The organism is Amaricoccus macauensis (genome assembly GCF_014201905.1).
GTDB classification, from domain to species: domain Bacteria; phylum Pseudomonadota; class Alphaproteobacteria; order Rhodobacterales; family Rhodobacteraceae; genus Amaricoccus; species Amaricoccus macauensis.
Window position 1 is genome coordinate 134,944 of record NZ_JACHFM010000003.1, and the last position, 15,900, is coordinate 150,843.

The following is a 15,900-nucleotide window of genomic DNA, read 5'->3' on the forward strand; positions in this document are numbered from 1 at the left end:
GGTGTACTTGTCTGCGTTTCGCCGCGTCCGGGCCCGCGATAAGCTGAACGACACTCCAGCGCCGCTTGACGCGCAGGGCGCCACGGCTAGGGTCGGCTGTCACAAGAACGGACAGGGAGCTCACCTCATGCAGCGCATCCTTCGCGCGACGGCAATTGCCGCGGGTCTGGCGGCGGCGTCGCCGGCGCTCGCCCTCACCTACTGCGTAGAGGGCGCGTATCCGCCGTTCTCCGAGACCTCGGCCGACGGCTCGATCGTCGGTTTCGACATCGACATCGGCATGGCGCTCTGCAAGCAGATGGGCGAGACCTGCGAGCTTCGGAAGGTCGACTGGGACGGCATCATCCCGGCGCTGCTCGAAAAGAAATGCGACGCGATCATGGCGTCCATGTCGGCGACCGACGAGCGCAAGCAGGTGATCGACTTCTCGGCCAAGTACTACCGCGAGCCGAACCGCTTCGTGGCCCCGGCCGACACCAAGCTCGACGACTCGCCCGAGGGCCTCGCGGGCAAGGTCGTGGGCGTGCAGCGCGGCACCATCCATCAGGCCTACATGGAAGCGCACTATCCCGAGACCCAGCTTCAGCTCTATGGCACCCAGGACGAGATGATGCTCGACCTCGCGGCCGGCCGGCTCGACGCGGTGATGGCGAGCGGCATCGCGCTCGACGCGGGCTTCCTCTCTACCCCCGCGGGTCAGGGGTATGCCTTCCTCGGCGGTGATCACTACGACCCGGCGGTGCACGGCACGGGCGCCGCGATCGGCGTGCGCAAGGAAGACACCGAGCTGCGCGACAAGTTCACCGCGGCGATCACCGCGATCCGGGCTGACGGCACCTATCAGGAGCTCGAAAAGAAGTACTTCCCCTTCGACATCTACGGCGGCGACTGATCCGTCGCGCCGATGGGGGATCTTCTCCGCTACGCGCCGATCCTCCTGAGCGGGGCATTCGTCACCGTGGCGCTGGCGCTCGCGTCGCTGGCGCTCGCCACGGTGCTCGGCGTGCTCGGGGCGGCGGGCAAGCTCTCGGCCTCGGGCATCGCCCGGGCCGTGGCGCTCGCCTACACCACGCTGGTGCGCGGGGTGCCGGACATCGTGATGCTGCTGCTCGTCTATTTCGGCGGGCAGCGCCTTGTGAACGTGACCCTCGGGGCGGTGGGCCTGCCCGCGGTCGACCTGCCGCCGTTTCTCGCCGGCGTGCTCTCGATCGGCTTTCTCTATGGCGCCTATCTGACCGAGACGTTCCGCGGCGCCTATCTCGGGGTGCCGCGGGGGCAGGGTGACGCCGGCCGCGCGCTCGGGCTGCACCGCTTTGCCGTGCTCTGGGCGGTGATGCTGCCGCAGGTGGCGCGGCTCGCGCTGCCCGGATACGCCAACGTCTGGCAGGTGCTGGTGAAATCCACGGCTGTCGTCTCGGTGATCGGGCTCGAAGATCTGGTCGGGCGGGCGAACGATGTCGGCAAGACCCTGCGCGAGCCGTTTCTGTTCCTGATCGTTGTGCTGGTGGTCTACCTCGCGATCACCTGGGTCTCGAACCTCGCGCTCGAATGGCTCGAGCGGCGGGCGGCGCGGGGGACCGTCCATGCGCGTTGACCTTGTCCTCGCCAACTGGCCGCTCTTCGCCCGGGGGATCTGGATCACGCTGGAGTTGACGGCGATCGCCGTCGCCATCGGCTTCCTGATCGCACTGCCCGCCGGGCTTGCCCGCGCGCGGCGGATGCCATGGGTCGCTCCGGCGCTCGGGGTCTATGTCTACCTGTTTCGCGGCACGCCGCTCCTCGTGCAGACGTTTCTCATCTACTACGGTCTGGCGCAGTTCGACTGGATCAGGTCGAGCTGGGCGTGGGAGCTTCTGCGCAATCCGTGGTGGTGCGCCGTCATCGCCTTCTCGCTGAACTCCGGTGCCTATGCGACCGAGATCATGCGGGGTGCGTTCGAGACGACGCCGCGGGGCGAGATCGAGGCGGCCGAGGCGCTGGGCCTGCGGCCGTGGATGGTGACATGGCTCGTCCTCGTGCCGTCGTCGCTCCGGCGGGCGCTGCCGCAGTACGGCAACGAGGTGGTGTTCATGCTGCACGGCTCGGCCATTGCGAGCGTCATCACCATTCAGGACATCCTCGGCGCGGGCCGCACGCTCAACGCGAAGTTCTATCTCGCCTACGAGGGCTTCGTGACCGCGGCGCTCCTCTACATGGCGATCACGCTCCTGCTGGTCCTGATCTTCCGCGGGCTGGAAGGGCGCTATCTCCGGCACCTCACCGTCGCGCGGTAGTTGCGCGGTAGTCACGCGGCAGTCACGGGCCGGCATCGGGAGCCCGGCGGATCGGCGTTCCATCGGGTCCGCCACTGTCTCTCCTCGCGGAAATTCAACCCCCGCGCGGTGCAGGTGTTGTTCCCGGTGAGGATCGAACGTCGGCCAAGTCACCTTGCCAATACTCGGGCGCACGGCTAGGGTCCGCGCGTTTTTCAGAGGGGGCTGGTGGACTGGCCGCCCGCTCGGCCAGGGAAGGAAACGACATGTTCGCAACGCCTGCTTTCGCGCAGGCCGCTGCGGCACCCGGTGGTGCCGCGAGCAGCCTCATCAGCTTCGTGCCGATCATCCTCATCTTCGTGATCATGTACGTGTTGATGATCCGGCCCCAGCAGAAGAAGGTGAAAGAGCACCGGGCGATGATCGAGGCGGTGCGCCGCGGTGATCAGGTGGTCACCGGTGGCGGCCTGCTCGGCAAGGTGACCAAGGTCGCCGACGGCGAGGTAGAGGTCGAGGTCGCGCCGAACGTGAAGGTCCGCGTGGTGAAGTCGACGATCGCCCAGGTGGTGAGCAAGACCGAGCCGGCGGCCAACGACGCCTGATCCCGCCCGCGGCGGCTGAAAAGGCCGCCGCCTGGAGACGTCCCGTTTCATGCTGCATACCCCTACCTGGAAGAAGCTCCTGATCCTCGCGGTCTGCGTGATCGCCTTCGTCGTGGTGCTGCCGAACCTGTTCTATCCGCGCGTCGAGGGGGCGAACGACGCCCGCAAGGCGGTGGAGCGCGGCGCGACGCTGACCCCCGAGATGGCGGCGGCCGAGAGCCGCTGGCCGGCCTGGATGCCCCATACGCTCGTGAACCTTGGCCTCGACCTCCGGGGCGGCGCGCACGTGCTGGTGCAGGTGCAGACGCAGGACGTTCATGCCGAGCAGCTCGAGGGCCTCTGGCCTGACCTGCGCGACCGGCTTCGCGACCTGCGCGACCAGATCGGCACGGTGCGCCGGCTCGACGGCTCGCCGGAGGAGCTGCGCATCCGCATCGGCAACGCGGCGGGCATGGACGCGGCGCTGAAGGCGGTGGAGGAGGCGGCGCAGCCGGTCTTCTCGCTGACCGGCACCGCGGGCCGCGAGTTCGAGGCGCGCGCCGAGGGCGACCAGCTGGTGGTGACGCTGACCGACGCGCAGAAGACCGCGCTCGATCAGCGGACCATGCAGCAGAGCCTCGAGATCATCCGCCGCCGCGTTGACGAGAGCGGCACGCGCGAGCCGTCGATCCAGCGTCAGGGCACCGACCGTGTGCTCGTGCAGGTGCCGGGTATCGGGTCGGCCGAGGAACTCCTGCAGATCATCGGCAAGACCGCGCGTCTGTCCTTCCATACGGTGGCGAACCGGACCAGCGATCCGAACGTGCGGCCGGGGCTCGAACAGGAGGTCCTGCCGTCCATGGACGAGCCGGGCATCTTCTATGTGGTCGACAAGCGCTCTGTGGTGACCGGCGAGCAACTCGTCGACAGCCAGCCATCGTTCGACCAGAACGGCCGCCCCGCCGTCACCTTCCGCTTCAACCCGACGGGCGGCGCGGCATTCGGGCAATACACCGCCGAGCACATCGGCAGCCCGTTCGCGATCGTTCTCGACAATCAGGTGATCTCGGCGCCGGTCATCCAGTCGCACATCGCCGGCGGCTCGGGCATCATCACCGGCAACTTCACGGTCGATCAGTCCTCCCAGCTCGCGATCCTGCTCCGTGCCGGCGCGCTGCCGGCGGAGATCAAGGTGCTGGAGCAACGAACGATCGGCCCGGAGCTCGGGCAGGACTCGATCAACGCCGGCGGCATCTCCGCGATCGTGGCGTTCGCGGCGGTGACGGCCTTCATGGTGGTGAGCTACGGCTGGTTCGGCTGGATGGCGGTGTTCGCGCTCGTCATCAACGTCACGCTGATCATGGCGATGATGGGGCTGATCGGTGCGACGCTCACATTGCCGGGCATCGCCGGCATCGTGCTGACGATCGGTGTCGCGGTCGACTCGAACGTGCTGATCTACGAGCGCATCCGCGAGGAGTTGCGCGCAGGGCGAGGACCGGCGCGGGCGATTGACGCCGGCTTCGAGCGGGCGATGTCCTCGATCATCGACGCCAACGTGACGACGCTCATCGTGGCACTCGTGCTCTACTTCCTCGGCACCGGGCCGGTGCGTGGCTTCGCGGTGACGCTGGCACTCGGCATCGTCTCCACCGTGTTTACCGCAGTTTTCGTGACGCAGATCACCGTCGGTTTCTGGTTCGACCGGCGGCGACCCAAGACGATCACGGTCTGAGAGGACAAGGACCATGGCGTTTCGACTGCGGCTCGTTCCGGACGATACCAAGATCAACTTCTTCAGCCGGACGGCCATGCGCTTCTGGCTGGGGCTCTCCGTGCTGGGCATGGTTGCCTCGATCGTCCTCTACTTCACCATGGGGCTCAACTACGGCGTCGACTTCCGCGGCGGCACCATCGCGACGGTGCAGACCCAGGAAGACGTGACCGTCGGCGAGTTTCGCGAGGCATTGACGACGCTCAACCTCGGTGACGTGGCCGTCACCAACATCTCCGACGACAGCGGCCAGGGGCGAAACCTGCTGCTCATGCGGCTCGGCATCTCCGGCGACGACCCGGACAGCCAGCAGGCACTGGTGGCACAGGTCCGCACCTCGCTCGCCGAGCGCTTCCCGGGCATCCAGTTCCTGCAGATCGACAGCGTCGGCGCCAAGGTCTCCTCGGAGCTGGTGCGCAACGGCGTCCTCGCCGTGGTGCTGTCGTTCATCGGCATCGGCATCTACGTCTGGCTGCGCTACGAGTGGCAGTTCGCCCTCGGCGCCGTCGCCTCGCTGGTCCACGACGCCCTCGTCACGGTGGGCATCTTCTGCCTGTTCCAGATCGAGTTCGACCTGACGATCATCGCGGCGATCCTGACGGTGCTCGGCTATTCGATCAACGACACGGTCGTGGTCTTCGACCGCGTGCGCGAGGTCCTGAGAAAATACAAGAAGCTGCCGCTGCCCGAGGTGATGAACATCGCCCTCAACGAGACGCTGAGCCGCACCGTGATGACGTCGGTGACGACGCTGATCGCGCTCTTCGCCATCTACTTCTTCGGCGGTGAGGTGCTGTCGGGGTTCGCTTTCGCGGTGATCTTCGGCGTCGTGGTCGGCACGTACTCGTCGATCTACGTGGCTTCCGCGGTGGTGATCTACTTCGGCGTCAAGCGTGACTGGAGCTCGAAGCAGGACGGCAACAAGGCCGGCACGACCTTCTCCGGCGCCAAGGTCTGATGCGGACCTTCGCGGTAGATTTCGATGGCCGGATCCCCGTCGACAGCTATGGCGAGGGCGGTTTCCGGGTGAAGGGCGCGGTTCATGCAGGGCCGCTTGGTCTCGTGCCCGAAGGGGTCGTCGCGTGGGCGGGATTGCCGGATCTGACGCCGTTTCTGGAACGGGCGACCGCCTTTGACGTTCTCCTCGTGGGTGCCGGTTCCAGCATGGGGCCGATGCCCGAAGGCTTTGCCGCCGCGCGCAGTGCAATCGAGGCGCTCGGCGTCGGGGTCGAGATCATGGCGACGCCATCGGCATGTCGCACGTACAACGTACTCCTTGGAGAGGGACGACGTGTCGCGGCGGCTCTGATGCCGATCTGACGGCATCTGCCCTTTCGCGGCCGGGGTAGCGGACTATAACAACGGCGGGGTTCCCTGCCCACGAGATCAACCAGCGAGGAAAACGAGATGGCTTTCGAACTTCCGGAGCTTCCCTATGCCCACGACGCGCTCGCCGCATCGGGCATGTCCAAGGAGACGCTCGAGTTCCACCATGACATCCACCACAAGGCGTATGTCGACAACGGCAACAAGCTGATCGCCGGCACGCAGTGGGAGAACAAGTCGGTCGAAGAGATCGTCAAGGGCACCTATCAGGAAGGCGCCGTTGCCCAGAACGGCATCTTCAACAATGCGTCGCAGCACTGGAACCACTGCAAGTTCTGGGAATGGATGACGCCGACCCCGGTGAAGATCCCCGGCAACCTCGAGAAGGCGCTGACCGACGCGTTCGGCTCGGTCGACAAGTTCAAGGAAGAGTTCGCCGCTGCCGGTGCCGGCCAGTTCGGTTCGGGCTGGGCGTGGCTCGTGAAGGATGAGTCCGGCGCGCTCAAGGTCACCAAGACCGAGAACGGCGTGAACCCGCTATGCTTCAACCAGCAGGCGCTTCTCGGCGTCGACGTGTGGGAGCACTCCTATTACATCGACTACCGCAACAAGCGCCCTGCCTACCTCACCAACTACCTTGAGAAGCTGGTGAACTGGGAAAAGGTCGCCGCGGCGCTCTGATCCCTGCCCAGCCTTTGCGTTCTGGCGCCGCCGGCCTCATCGCCGGCGGCGTTTTTCGTGCGACGCGATCGCCGGTTCGGGATTGTCGTTCGCATCTGCGTGCGCGGTGCTTGCCCGAGGGACGGGGGTGGCACCAGATCCGGCGTGCGAGCCAGGACATGCCGGCTCGGGGCGCGAGTTCCCCCGGGTTGCCCGACAGGTCGGTCCCGTGGCCCCAAGGGCGGCCGCGCGAGCGGCCCCCTCCAATGGCCGCTCGCGCGGCAACGAAGTTGACAAGGGCGTTCCATATGAGGGAACCCATTCCGGGTAACGTCCGGGGAAATCCTCATGTCGGCACTCGATGCGCTTGAACGGCGGTGCATCTTTCGATCGAGCGAGCGTGTCGAGACCCATGATCTCGTCTCGACCGAACTTGCCGACCATCACCTCCGCTGGCACGCCGGCCGCGTCGATACGCGGATGTGCAAGTTCGACACGCCGCGTCTCTCGCTCTACGCGCTGCGCTACGGCGCGGAGGTCAGCATCCTGCCGGACCGATACGACGGCTTCTCGCTCGTCCATTTCTCGCGCGCCGGCGGCATCGAGATCAGTGCCGACCGGCTGGAGAGCCGGGTGCCGACGGGCCGGGCGATCGTCAGCACGCCGCGGCGCACCGTGGCGCTGCGCTGGTCGGAAGGCAGCGAGCAACTGATCGTGCGTGTATCGCACGCCCTCCTTTCGGAGACGGCGGCGAGCATGGGCCGGCCCGACCTCCATGCAGCACTCCTCGGCAACCCGGGCCTTGCGCTCGACGACGCGGCAAGCGCTCAGTGGCACGCCCAGCTCGAAACCTTCGCCGCACTCGACGACCGGAGCCGGATCAACCCCGCCCTCGCGCCCTGGGTCGCGCATCTGGAGCGGGGGATGGCGATGTTTCTGCTCGTGCAGGCGGGCGCCCCGTGCGGCGCACCGTGCGCTGCCCGCGCGTCCGGGCCAGCCCCCGAGCGGGATCGGCGCAGGCTCGAACGGCTCGCGGCCTTCGCCATGGCGAACCTCGACCGGCCGATCACGCTCAGTGACCTCGCCCGGGCTGTCGCGCTCTCGGAGCGCCAGTTCAACGCCTTCTGTCATGCCCATCTCGGCGACGCGCCGCTGGTCTGGCTGCGCGGGCTCCGGCTCGACGCAGTGCGGGCGGCCCTGCGGGAAGACCCGGCGGCCGAACTCGCCGATCTGGCGATGGCGCATGGCTTCTTCCACCTCGGGCGTTTCGCGGGCTTCTACCGGCAGCGGTTCGGCGAACTCCCGAGCGAGACCCGCAAAACCGCAAGGGGCGGATAGCGGCCCGTCGCAAGTCAGCCGTCCGCGGATAGACGCGGCTCGACGGCCTCGCCTAGGCTTGGCTCGCCTCCCGCAGGCCAGACGCGGCCGGAACGGGACACGATCCAAAGCAGGAGCGACCCCGATGACCGACGTCTCCATCGTCGAGCGGAGCCTGTCCGCGAGCTACGGCGCCTTCATTGACAACGCGTTCCGCCCGATCTCCGGCGCGACCTTTCCGGCGCGAAATGCTGCCACCGGTGCGCATCTCGCCGATATCGCGCGGTGTGGCGCGGCGGAGATCGACGCCGCCGTCGCCTCGGCGAAGGCTGCCTTCCCGGGCTGGCGGGCAAAGACCCCGGAAGACCGCGCCGCCTGCCTCAACCGGCTCGCCGACGCGGTCGAGCGCGAGACGCCGCGGCTGATGATGCTCGACACGCTCGATATCGGGCGCGGTCTCTGGGAGACCGGCATCGACCACGCGATCGCCGCACAGCAGTACCGCTACTTCGCCGCCGCCGCGCTGACCCATGAGGGCTGGAACCGGCCGATCGCCGACGGCTTCCTGATCGCCCGCCGCGAGCCCTATGGCGTCTGCGGCCAGATCATCCCGTGGAACGTCCCGGCGATCATGGCGGCCTTCAAGATCGCCCCAGCCGTCGCCGCCGGCAACACGGTGGTGCTGAAGCCTGACGAGAACGCCTCGCTCTCGACCCTGGAACTCGGCAAGCTCATCGCCGGGATCTTCCCCCCCGGCGTCATCAACATCGTGCCGGGCTTCGGCGACGAGGCGGGGGCGGCGCTGACAGCGCACCCGGACGTGGCAAAGCTCGCCTTCACCGGCAGCGGCGAGATCGGCCGCATCGTCTCGCTCGCCGGCGCGAACCGCCTGGTGCCGGTCTCGCTCGAACTCGGCGGCAAGAGCCCGAACATCGTCTTTCCCGACATCGCACCCGCCGAGATCGACGCGATCGTCGACAACGTCACCTTCGCCTCGATGTATTGCAACGGCCAGTCCTGCCTCGCGGGGACGCGGCTCTTCCTGCACGACGCGATCTATGACGACTTCATGGAGCGGCTCGTCGCCAGCATGCGCCGGATCAGGGTGGCCGATCCGACGAACCCGTTCCCGCTGCTCGGCTGCCTCGTCTCGGAGAAGCAGGGGCGCCGGGTGCAGGACTACATCGCGATCGGCGCCGCGCAGGGCTCGCTCGCGACCGGCGGCGCCCGCGCCGAGGTGGCGGACTGCGGGGCCGGGTGGTTCTTCGAGCCCACGGTCTTCGAGACCACGAACGACAGCCGCATCGCCCAGGAAGAGATCTTCGGCCCGGTCCTCTCCGTCATCCGATGGAGTGACACCGAGACAATGATCCGCGAGGCGAACGGTGTGCGCTACGGCCTCGCCGCGGGGCTCTATACCAACGACCTCAAGGCGGCATGGGACACGGCCGAGCGGCTGGAGGCCGGAAACGTCTGGATCAACAACTACTTCAATCTCGCCGCCGGATCGCCGTTCGGCGGTTTCAAGGAGAGCGGCATCGGGAGCGAGTTCTGCCACGAGACGCTGAACATGTATACGCATCCGAAGGCGGTGACGATCCAGACGCGCGTGAAGCCCGCGTGGTTCGCGCCGAAAATCTGAAGCCGACGCCTGAAGAAGAGACGGCCTGAAGAAGAGACGGCCTGAAGAAGAAGGGGAGGATAGCGATGAAGATCTCTGCTGCGGTGATGCGCGAGAAGGGTGGTGGCTTCTCGATCGAGGCTGTCGAGCTCGACGAGCCCCGTGACGACGAGGTGCTGGTCCGCATGGTGAGCTGCGGCATCTGCCACACCGACACTCTGCCGCGCGATCAGGTGGTTCCGGCGCCTTTCCCGGCGGTCTACGGCCATGAGGGCGCGGGCGTCGTCGAGAAGGTCGGCGCGCGGGTGAGGAAGCTGGCCGTCGGCGACCACGTGGTGATGAGCTGCAATTCCTGCGGCGGTTGCGACACCTGCCAGACCGGCATGCCGATGTACTGCCGCGACTTCTTCAAGGCGAACTTCGGCTTTGCGCGGATGGACGGCGCGCCGACCATGCACAAGGGACCGGAGATCATCCACGGCGCCTTCTTCGGCCAGTCGTCGTTCGCGACCTATGCGCTCGGCACCGAGCGCAGCGTGGTGAAGATCCCCTCGGACGTGCCGCTGGAGCTGATGGGGCCGCTCGGCTGCGGCATCCAGACCGGCGCCGGCGCGGTCATCAACTCGCTGCACCCGCAGGCGGGCGACTCGATCGTGATCTACGGCGCGGGGTCGGTCGGTCTCTCGGCGCTTCTCGCGGCGGTGGTGTCGGGGTGCGCGGTGTGCATCTCGGTTGACCTGAACGAGGAGCGGCTGAAGCTCGCGAGGGAACTCGGCGCGACCCATACGATCAACCCGTCGAAGGAAGACCCGGTCAAGGCGGTACAGGCGATCACCGGCGGCCTCGGGGCGCAGTGGTCGCTCGAGACCTCCGGCAACCTCAAGGCGCTGCGTCAGGCGGTCGACTCGATCCGCATCATGGGCGAGTGCGGCATGATCGGCGCGCCGGCGTATGGCTCGGAGATCCCGCTCGACACATGGGGCCTCCTGCTCGGCCGCAAGGTGCGCGGCATCTGCGAGGGCGACGCGGTGCCCGACCTCTTCATCCCGAAGCTCGTGGAACTCTACCGGCAGGGGCGCTTCCCGTTCGACAAGCTGGTGTCGTTCTACGACTTCGAGGACATCAATCAGGCGGTCGAGGACAGCGAAAAGGGTCGCGCGATCAAGCCGGTGCTTCGCTTCTCCTGACCGGCTGCCCGACTGCCGAGGCCGGCGGTCGGGTCTCTCGGGCGGCCTTGCGCGTCGAGGCCATTCGCCGCCCTTGTCGGCACCGGGAGTCTCGGCCATGGTCCGCGCCTCTGACAAGGGGAGCGGGTGCGTGACGGAGGCGCGGAAAGGCGTGCTGGCGATGGTCGCGACGGCGACGATCTGGGGCCTGTCGACGATCTACTACAAGGCACTGTCGAACGTGCCGCCGATCGAGGTCCTGAGCCACCGCACACTCTGGAGTGCGGTGTTTTTCGGCATCGTCGTCTTCAGCCAGGGGCGGGGCACCGAGGTGCGCGCCGCGCTTGGCAGCCGGCGGTATCTGGCGATGCTGGCGGCGAGTTCATTGATGGTCGCGGCGAACTGGGCGCTCTTCATCCAGGCGGTGCAGACCGGGCACGCGCTGCAGTCGAGCCTCGGCTACTACATCTTCCCGCTTTTCGCCGTGGCGCTTGGCTATCTCGTGCTCGGCGAGCGGTTCACCCGGCTGCAATCGGTGGCGATCGGGCTCGCGTCGGCTGGCGTCGTGCTCCTGACCTACGGGCTCGGTGCCCCGCCGTGGACTGCGATCGCCATCGCCGCGACCTTCGCCTTCTACGGCCTCATCAAGAACCGCCTGCCGCTCGGGCCGGTGGTCAGCGTCTTTCTCGAAACTCTGCTCCTGACGCCGCTGGCGCTCATCTGGCTCTGGGGAATGCACAGCGGGTCATGGACGGACCTCGGCGGGCGGATCGGGGGGATGTTCGGCAAGGATTTCCTGACCAGCGCGATGCTCGTCTTCTCCGGCATCCTGACCGGCGGGCCGCTCATTCTCTTCTCCTACGCCGCGCGGCGCATTCCCTACGCCACGCTCGGGCTGGTGCAGTACCTCAATCCGACGCTGCAGTTCCTCGTGGCGGTCGCCGTCTTCGGCGAACACTTCACGCTCTGGCACGGCGTCACGTTCGCGCTGATCTGGACGGCGCTCGCGCTCTATTCCAGCGAGACCCTGCGCCAGCAGCGGATGGTGGTCAGTCAGGCCGGGCCGTGAGGCTCCTGGCGAGCCGCTCCATCAGCGCGGGGACAGTGGCGACCGGCTCGAGGTAGGCGCCGAACGCCCGCTCGGCGAAGCCCTCCTGCAGGATGTGCTCGATGAGCGCGAGCAGCGGATCCCAATAGCCGCCGACGTTGAGCAGGAAGACCGGCTTCGCGTGAAGGCCGAGCTGGCGCCAGGTCAGCACCTCGAAGAGCTCGTCGAGCGTGCCCGGGCCGCCGGGCAGGGCGACGATGGCGTGGGCGTTCATGAACATGACCTTCTTGCGCTCGTGCATCGTCTCGGTGACGACGAGGTGCCCGAGGTCGCGCTTGCCCTTTTCCCGGTCGATGAGGTGCTTCGGCACCACCCCGAAGGTCTTGCCGCCGACATCGAGCGCCGCGCGCGCGACCTCGCCCATCAGCCCGACATCGCCGGCGCCATAGACGAGACGGTAGCCATCTTCGGCCAGCGCCCGGCCGAGGTTTCGGGCCGCTTCGGCGTAGATCGGCCTTCGGCCGGCCTGCGACCCGCAGAACACGCAGACGGATCGCGCTAATTCAACTGGCATGAACAGGCTCCTGATCTTTCTCGGACTTTGCTGGGTGAGTAATCTGTGACAACCTGCTAGCTAGCAAACTGCCGCGCCGGAGGCGAGGCGCGGGTTGGGAGGAAGACGGATATGGGCGAGCGATCGTCGCGCCCGGGCATGGTGCTCGCCGCAACCGCGATCATGGTGGTCGCGGGCACCACTGCCGCGTGGCTCGCGAAGCGCCCGGATGCGACTGCGCCTCACGAGACCATCACCCCGACGGCCACCTCAACGGGCACCCCAACGGACACCCCGAACGCCGGGCCCGCGACGGCCGATCCGTTCGGGCAGGCGCCGTCCGACGCGCCGGCGGGCGCCGAGACCGCTGCAACGCCCGGTACCGATCCCGCCGAAGCCGCTCCTCCCGAGTTGCAGGCGCCGGCATTCGACGTTGTGCGCGTCGAGCCGGATGGCAAGGCCGCTGTGGTCGGGAAGGCGGAGCCGGGCGCGAAGGTCACGATCTTTGCCGATGGCAAGCCGGTCTCCACGGCCGAGGCGGACAGCCAGGGGAACTTTGTGGCGCTCTTCTCGGTCGAGCCGAGCGCCGCCCCGCGGGCACTCACTCTCGGGGCCGAGACCGCCGACGGCCAGGTAACCTCGAAGGATGTGGTGATGCTGCTGCCGCAGACGTCCGAGGTGGCATCCGCCGACATCGCGGCGGCCGAACCTGCGGCCCCGCGCGCACTCGCCTCGCCCGCACTGGCCTCGCCCACCGTGGCGGCGACCGCGATCGTGCGGGACGCGGGCGTCGAAGTCCTGCCGCCGCCGGGTGATCCCGCGGCGAAGCGGCCGGTCACGCTCGGATCGATCTCCTATGGCGCGGCGGGTGATGTGCGTCTCTCGGGCGTCGGTACCGCCGGCTCGGTGATCCGCATCTACGTGGACGACCGCTTCGCGCAGGAGGTGCACGTCGCGGCGGATGGCCGCTGGCAGGCGGGCCTCGGCGATGTGGCGCAAGGCCTCTACCGACTGCGGGTCGACCAGCTCGGTCCCGACGGCACGGTGGCGAGCCGGATCGAGACCCCGTTCCAGCGGGACCTGCCGCCGCCGCCGCGCCCCGGATCGGTCAGTCCGCCGGTGGACAGTGGCACCGGCCCCGTGGCGCGGATTGAGCTGACCGTCCAGCCCGGCAACAACCTCTGGACCATTGCGCGCAATCACTACGGCTCGGGCGTCGAGTACACGAAGATCTTCACCGCCAACCGCGACCTGATCCGTGATCCCGACCTGATATACCCGGGCCAGATCTTCCGGATGCCGGACGGGACCGTGACAACCGGCACCGATGGGACCACGGTCGAGTGAAGCACTGGTGAAGCACTGGCCCGAGGCCCTTGGCACCACGCGGGCCGGCGGGTAAGACAAGCGCGAGCGGATCGGAGACTTCGGGCCTTGCACAACAGCGATTCCTTCATCCACGAGGTGAGCGAGGAAGTTCGCCGCGACCGGCTCTACGCCACGCTGCGTCGGTACGGCTGGATCCTCATGGCCATCGTGCTGCTGATCGTCGGTGGTGCGGCGGCGAACGAGATCATGAAGTTGCGCCACTCGGATCAGGCGGAAGGCGCCGGTGCGACGCTCCACGCCGCCTTCACCGAGACTGATCCCGCGACCCGCGCCGGGCTTTTTGGCGACGTGGCGAAGGACGCGCCCCACGCGATCATCGCACGCCTTGGCGAGGCTGGTGCCCTGACTGCCGCCGGCCAGCCGGACAAGGCGGCGGCGGTGCTGCTCGCGCTTGCCGACGACAATTCTATCCTTCCGGTCTACCGTCAGCTCGCCTCGCTTCAGCGGGTGATGCTGCTCGGCAAGACCATGGACCCGTCCGAGCGCGCCGCCACCCTCGAGACGCTCTCGTCCCCGGACTCTTTCTTCCGGCCGCTCGCTCTTGAACAGCGGGCGCTCATGCATCTCGATCAGGGCGACAAGCCGGCTGCCGTCGAGGACCTGAACGCGGTGATCACCGACGCAAGCGCCACCGAGGCCATGCGGGCGCGGGCGCGCCAGCTCGTCATCGCCGCGGGTGGCACCGTCGCCCTGCTGCCCACCCTCGCCGACGGCTGAGCGCGGAGCGCCAATGACAATGCCCCGTGTTCTCCCCGCTGCCGCGATGCTCCTGCTTGGCCTCGCCGCGTGCAGCCAGTCCAATGGGCCGCTGCCGGGAGTTCGGCTTCCGGTCCGCGAGGAAGTCGTGGCGCCCACGGCCGGCCCGGATCAGGCGAAGCCGATCGCCATCCCCGCGGCGGTGATGAACGCCGAGTGGACCCATCGCAACGGTGCCTCGGCCGGGCGGCTGGTCAATCCGGCGCTCCGCCCCGTGCCGGAACTCATCTGGTCGGTGCCAATCGGCGAAGGCGACGCGAGACGCCGCCGGATCCTGACCGGACCGATCGCGGCGCAAGGCCTGATCTTCACCCTCGACGCCGGCGGCCAGCTGACGGCGGTCTCCCGCTCCGGACAGATCGCCTGGACGAAGAGCCTGGTCCCGCCGGGTCAGATGGAGGACAACGGCCCCGGCGGCGGCTTTGCCGAGGCGGACGGCGTGCTCTACGTCACGACCGGTTTTGGTGACGTCTTCGCGCTGCAGCCGGCGACCGGTGCAACGATCTGGCAGCGCACGCTCTCCGCGCCGGTGCAGGCCGCGCCGGCGGTGGCGGACGGTCGGGTGATCGTCGTGCAGCGTGACGACAACGGCTTCGCCCTCGACGCGCGGTCCGGCGAGATTCTGTGGCAGGTGCAGGGCACCGGCGGCACGGGCATCATGGGCGGGTCGAGCCCGGCGGTGAACGGCCAGCTCGCGGTCATTCCCTTCGCCTCCGGCGAGGTGCTAGGCGTCCTCGCGCGCAACGGCCTGACGATCTGGGGCACCGCAATCACCGGTGGCCGGCCGCAGAACGTGCGGAGCGCGATCATCGACGTCAGCGGCGCGCCGGTGGTCGATGGCGACGCGATCTTCGCCTCGAACCAGGCGGGCCGGACCACGCGCATCGACGCCGCGACCGGCGAGCGCGCGTGGACCATGGACGAAGGGTCCTACGGGCCGGCGTGGCCGGTCGGCGGCTCGATCTTCCTGCTCTCCGACGAGGGTGCGCTGGTGCGCGCCGACGCCGCGACCGGCGACTACATCTGGCAGGTGAGCCTGCCCGAGTGGTTCCCCTACGGTGGCCTCTTCGGTCGCGGCAAGCCGAGCCGGGCGGTGCCCTACTTCGGGCCGGTCCTCGCCGGTGGCCGTATCTGGGTGGCGAGCGGCGACGGCGTGCTGCGGGCATTCTCGCCGGTCGATGGCTCACGGCTCGTGGAGATCGCGATCCCCGGCGGCGCCGCCGCCCAGCCCGCGGTGGCGGGCGGCGTCATGTACATCGTCACCACGGACGGGAAGCTTCTCGCTTTCCAGTAGCGCCGCCAGTCGCTGAACCCCAAGGGACTCTCCGCCGCTTGAGGGCCTTCCGCAGGTTACGCTTGATGGTTTCCAGGGTTCCCTGACGGCGGCGGACTTCGACCTTGCCTGACCCACGACGGTCCATTGGCCGGAGGCGGGGAGAGGTCGAGGGCGGGGCCGG

At 68.2% G+C, this 15,900-nt stretch carries 16 protein-coding genes; 15 read left to right on the plus strand and 1 reads right to left on the minus strand.

All coding sequences use genetic code 11. The annotated features are described in order from the left end of the window. The first annotated feature begins 127 nt into the window (after nt 1–127). From HNP73_RS14550 to rarD, 12 genes are all read left to right on the plus strand, one after another. On the plus strand, nt 128–892 hold the full coding sequence (locus HNP73_RS14550) for a transporter substrate-binding domain-containing protein (protein ID WP_184151119.1): 765 nt from the start codon (nt 128–130) through the stop codon (nt 890–892). 12 nt (nt 893–904) lie between these two features. Then, nucleotides 905–1,594 (plus strand): ABC transporter permease, encoded by a 690-nt coding sequence (locus tag HNP73_RS14555; protein WP_184151122.1) that lies wholly within the window; start codon nt 905–907, stop codon nt 1,592–1,594. Further along, entirely contained in the window at nt 1,584–2,273 is a 690-nt protein-coding gene (locus tag HNP73_RS14560) for an ABC transporter permease (protein WP_184151125.1), read from the plus strand. The genes HNP73_RS14555 and HNP73_RS14560 overlap by 11 nt, the downstream gene beginning before the upstream one ends. 245 nt (nt 2,274–2,518) lie before the next feature. After that, nucleotides 2,519–2,854: a preprotein translocase subunit YajC gene (gene yajC / locus HNP73_RS14565; RefSeq protein ID WP_184151128.1), complete on the plus strand. Its 336-nt coding sequence runs from the start codon at nt 2,519–2,521 to the stop codon at nt 2,852–2,854. Nucleotides 2,855–2,903: 49 nt separating this feature from the next. Next, complete coding sequence (gene secD, locus HNP73_RS14570; protein WP_184151131.1) at nt 2,904–4,568, plus strand: protein translocase subunit SecD; 1,665 nt, start codon at nt 2,904–2,906, stop codon at nt 4,566–4,568. 13 nt (nt 4,569–4,581) lie between these two features. Beyond that, on the plus strand, nt 4,582–5,565 hold the full coding sequence (gene secF, locus HNP73_RS14575) for a protein translocase subunit SecF (RefSeq protein ID WP_184151134.1): 984 nt from the start codon (nt 4,582–4,584) through the stop codon (nt 5,563–5,565). Then, nucleotides 5,565–5,927, plus strand: coding sequence for an Mth938-like domain-containing protein (locus tag HNP73_RS14580; RefSeq protein ID WP_184151137.1), 363 nt, complete (start codon nt 5,565–5,567; stop codon nt 5,925–5,927). Before secF ends, HNP73_RS14580 begins: the two co-directional genes overlap by 1 nt. 87 nt (nt 5,928–6,014) lie before the next feature. After that, on the plus strand, nt 6,015–6,614 hold the full coding sequence (locus tag HNP73_RS14585; protein WP_184151140.1) for a superoxide dismutase: 600 nt from the start codon (nt 6,015–6,017) through the stop codon (nt 6,612–6,614). 327 nt (nt 6,615–6,941) lie between these two features. Then, nucleotides 6,942–7,931: an AraC family transcriptional regulator gene (locus HNP73_RS14590; RefSeq protein WP_184151143.1), complete on the plus strand. Its 990-nt coding sequence runs from the start codon at nt 6,942–6,944 to the stop codon at nt 7,929–7,931. A 124-nt stretch (nt 7,932–8,055) separates the two neighbouring features. Continuing rightward, nucleotides 8,056–9,552 carry an aldehyde dehydrogenase family protein gene (locus HNP73_RS14595; protein ID WP_184151146.1) on the plus strand — a complete coding sequence of 499 codons (1,497 nt, stop codon included), beginning with the start codon at nt 8,056–8,058 and terminating at the stop codon, nt 9,550–9,552. Between the two features lie 65 nt (nt 9,553–9,617). Continuing rightward, on the plus strand, nt 9,618–10,718 hold the full coding sequence (locus tag HNP73_RS14600; RefSeq protein ID WP_184151149.1) for an NAD(P)-dependent alcohol dehydrogenase: 1,101 nt from the start codon (nt 9,618–9,620) through the stop codon (nt 10,716–10,718). A gap of 97 nt (nt 10,719–10,815) precedes the next feature. Further along, entirely contained in the window at nt 10,816–11,766 is a 951-nt protein-coding gene (gene rarD / locus HNP73_RS14605) for an EamA family transporter RarD (RefSeq protein ID WP_221288690.1), read from the plus strand. Here the strand turns inward: rarD and HNP73_RS14610 are convergent. Next, on the minus strand, nt 11,747–12,319 hold the full coding sequence (locus tag HNP73_RS14610; protein ID WP_184151151.1) for an LOG family protein: 573 nt from the start codon (nt 12,317–12,319) through the stop codon (nt 11,747–11,749). The genes rarD and HNP73_RS14610 overlap by 20 nt on opposite strands. A 111-nt stretch (nt 12,320–12,430) precedes the next feature. Here HNP73_RS14610 and HNP73_RS14615 point away from each other — a divergent pair, with 111 nt between their 5' ends. The 3 genes from HNP73_RS14615 to HNP73_RS14625 all read left to right on the plus strand — a co-directional run bounded on the left by HNP73_RS14615 (nt 12,431) and on the right by HNP73_RS14625 (nt 15,737). Continuing rightward, the gene (locus HNP73_RS14615) at nt 12,431–13,645 is read left to right on the plus strand and encodes a LysM peptidoglycan-binding domain-containing protein (protein ID WP_184151154.1); all 1,215 of its coding nucleotides are present in this window, start codon (nt 12,431–12,433) and stop codon (nt 13,643–13,645) included. 87 nt (nt 13,646–13,732) lie between these two features. Then, complete coding sequence (locus HNP73_RS14620) at nt 13,733–14,404, plus strand: hypothetical protein (RefSeq protein WP_184151157.1); 672 nt, start codon at nt 13,733–13,735, stop codon at nt 14,402–14,404. Nucleotides 14,405–14,423: 19 nt separating this feature from the next. Further along, the gene (locus HNP73_RS14625) at nt 14,424–15,737 is read left to right on the plus strand and encodes a PQQ-like beta-propeller repeat protein (RefSeq protein WP_184151160.1); all 1,314 of its coding nucleotides are present in this window, start codon (nt 14,424–14,426) and stop codon (nt 15,735–15,737) included. Nucleotides 15,738–15,900: the final 163 nt, after the last annotated feature.

Excerpts from the sequence above, each read along its gene's own strand:
- yajC (WP_184151128.1), top strand. The coding sequence starts at position 2,519 with ATGTTCGCAACGCCTGCTTTCGCGCAGGCCGCTGCGGCACCCGGTGGT.
- HNP73_RS14595 (WP_184151146.1), top strand. The coding sequence starts at position 8,056 with ATGACCGACGTCTCCATCGTCGAGCGGAGCCTGTCCGCGAGCTACGGC.
- HNP73_RS14600 (WP_184151149.1), top strand. The coding sequence starts at position 9,618 with ATGAAGATCTCTGCTGCGGTGATGCGCGAGAAGGGTGGTGGCTTCTCG.
- HNP73_RS14550 (WP_184151119.1), top strand. The coding sequence starts at position 128 with ATGCAGCGCATCCTTCGCGCGACGGCAATTGCCGCGGGTCTGGCGGCG.
- HNP73_RS14580 (WP_184151137.1), top strand. The coding sequence starts at position 5,565 with ATGCGGACCTTCGCGGTAGATTTCGATGGCCGGATCCCCGTCGACAGC.
- HNP73_RS14585 (WP_184151140.1), top strand. The coding sequence starts at position 6,015 with ATGGCTTTCGAACTTCCGGAGCTTCCCTATGCCCACGACGCGCTCGCC.
- HNP73_RS14610 (WP_184151151.1), bottom strand. The coding sequence starts at position 12,319 with ATGCCAGTTGAATTAGCGCGATCCGTCTGCGTGTTCTGCGGGTCGCAG.
- secD (WP_184151131.1), top strand. The coding sequence starts at position 2,904 with ATGCTGCATACCCCTACCTGGAAGAAGCTCCTGATCCTCGCGGTCTGC.
- HNP73_RS14590 (WP_184151143.1), top strand. The coding sequence starts at position 6,942 with ATGTCGGCACTCGATGCGCTTGAACGGCGGTGCATCTTTCGATCGAGC.
- HNP73_RS14615 (WP_184151154.1), top strand. The coding sequence starts at position 12,431 with ATGGGCGAGCGATCGTCGCGCCCGGGCATGGTGCTCGCCGCAACCGCG.
- rarD (WP_221288690.1), top strand. The coding sequence starts at position 10,816 with ATGGTCCGCGCCTCTGACAAGGGGAGCGGGTGCGTGACGGAGGCGCGG.
- secF (WP_184151134.1), top strand. The coding sequence starts at position 4,582 with ATGGCGTTTCGACTGCGGCTCGTTCCGGACGATACCAAGATCAACTTC.
- HNP73_RS14625 (WP_184151160.1), top strand. The coding sequence starts at position 14,424 with ATGCCCCGTGTTCTCCCCGCTGCCGCGATGCTCCTGCTTGGCCTCGCC.
- HNP73_RS14555 (WP_184151122.1), top strand. The coding sequence starts at position 905 with ATGGGGGATCTTCTCCGCTACGCGCCGATCCTCCTGAGCGGGGCATTC.
- HNP73_RS14560 (WP_184151125.1), top strand. The coding sequence starts at position 1,584 with ATGCGCGTTGACCTTGTCCTCGCCAACTGGCCGCTCTTCGCCCGGGGG.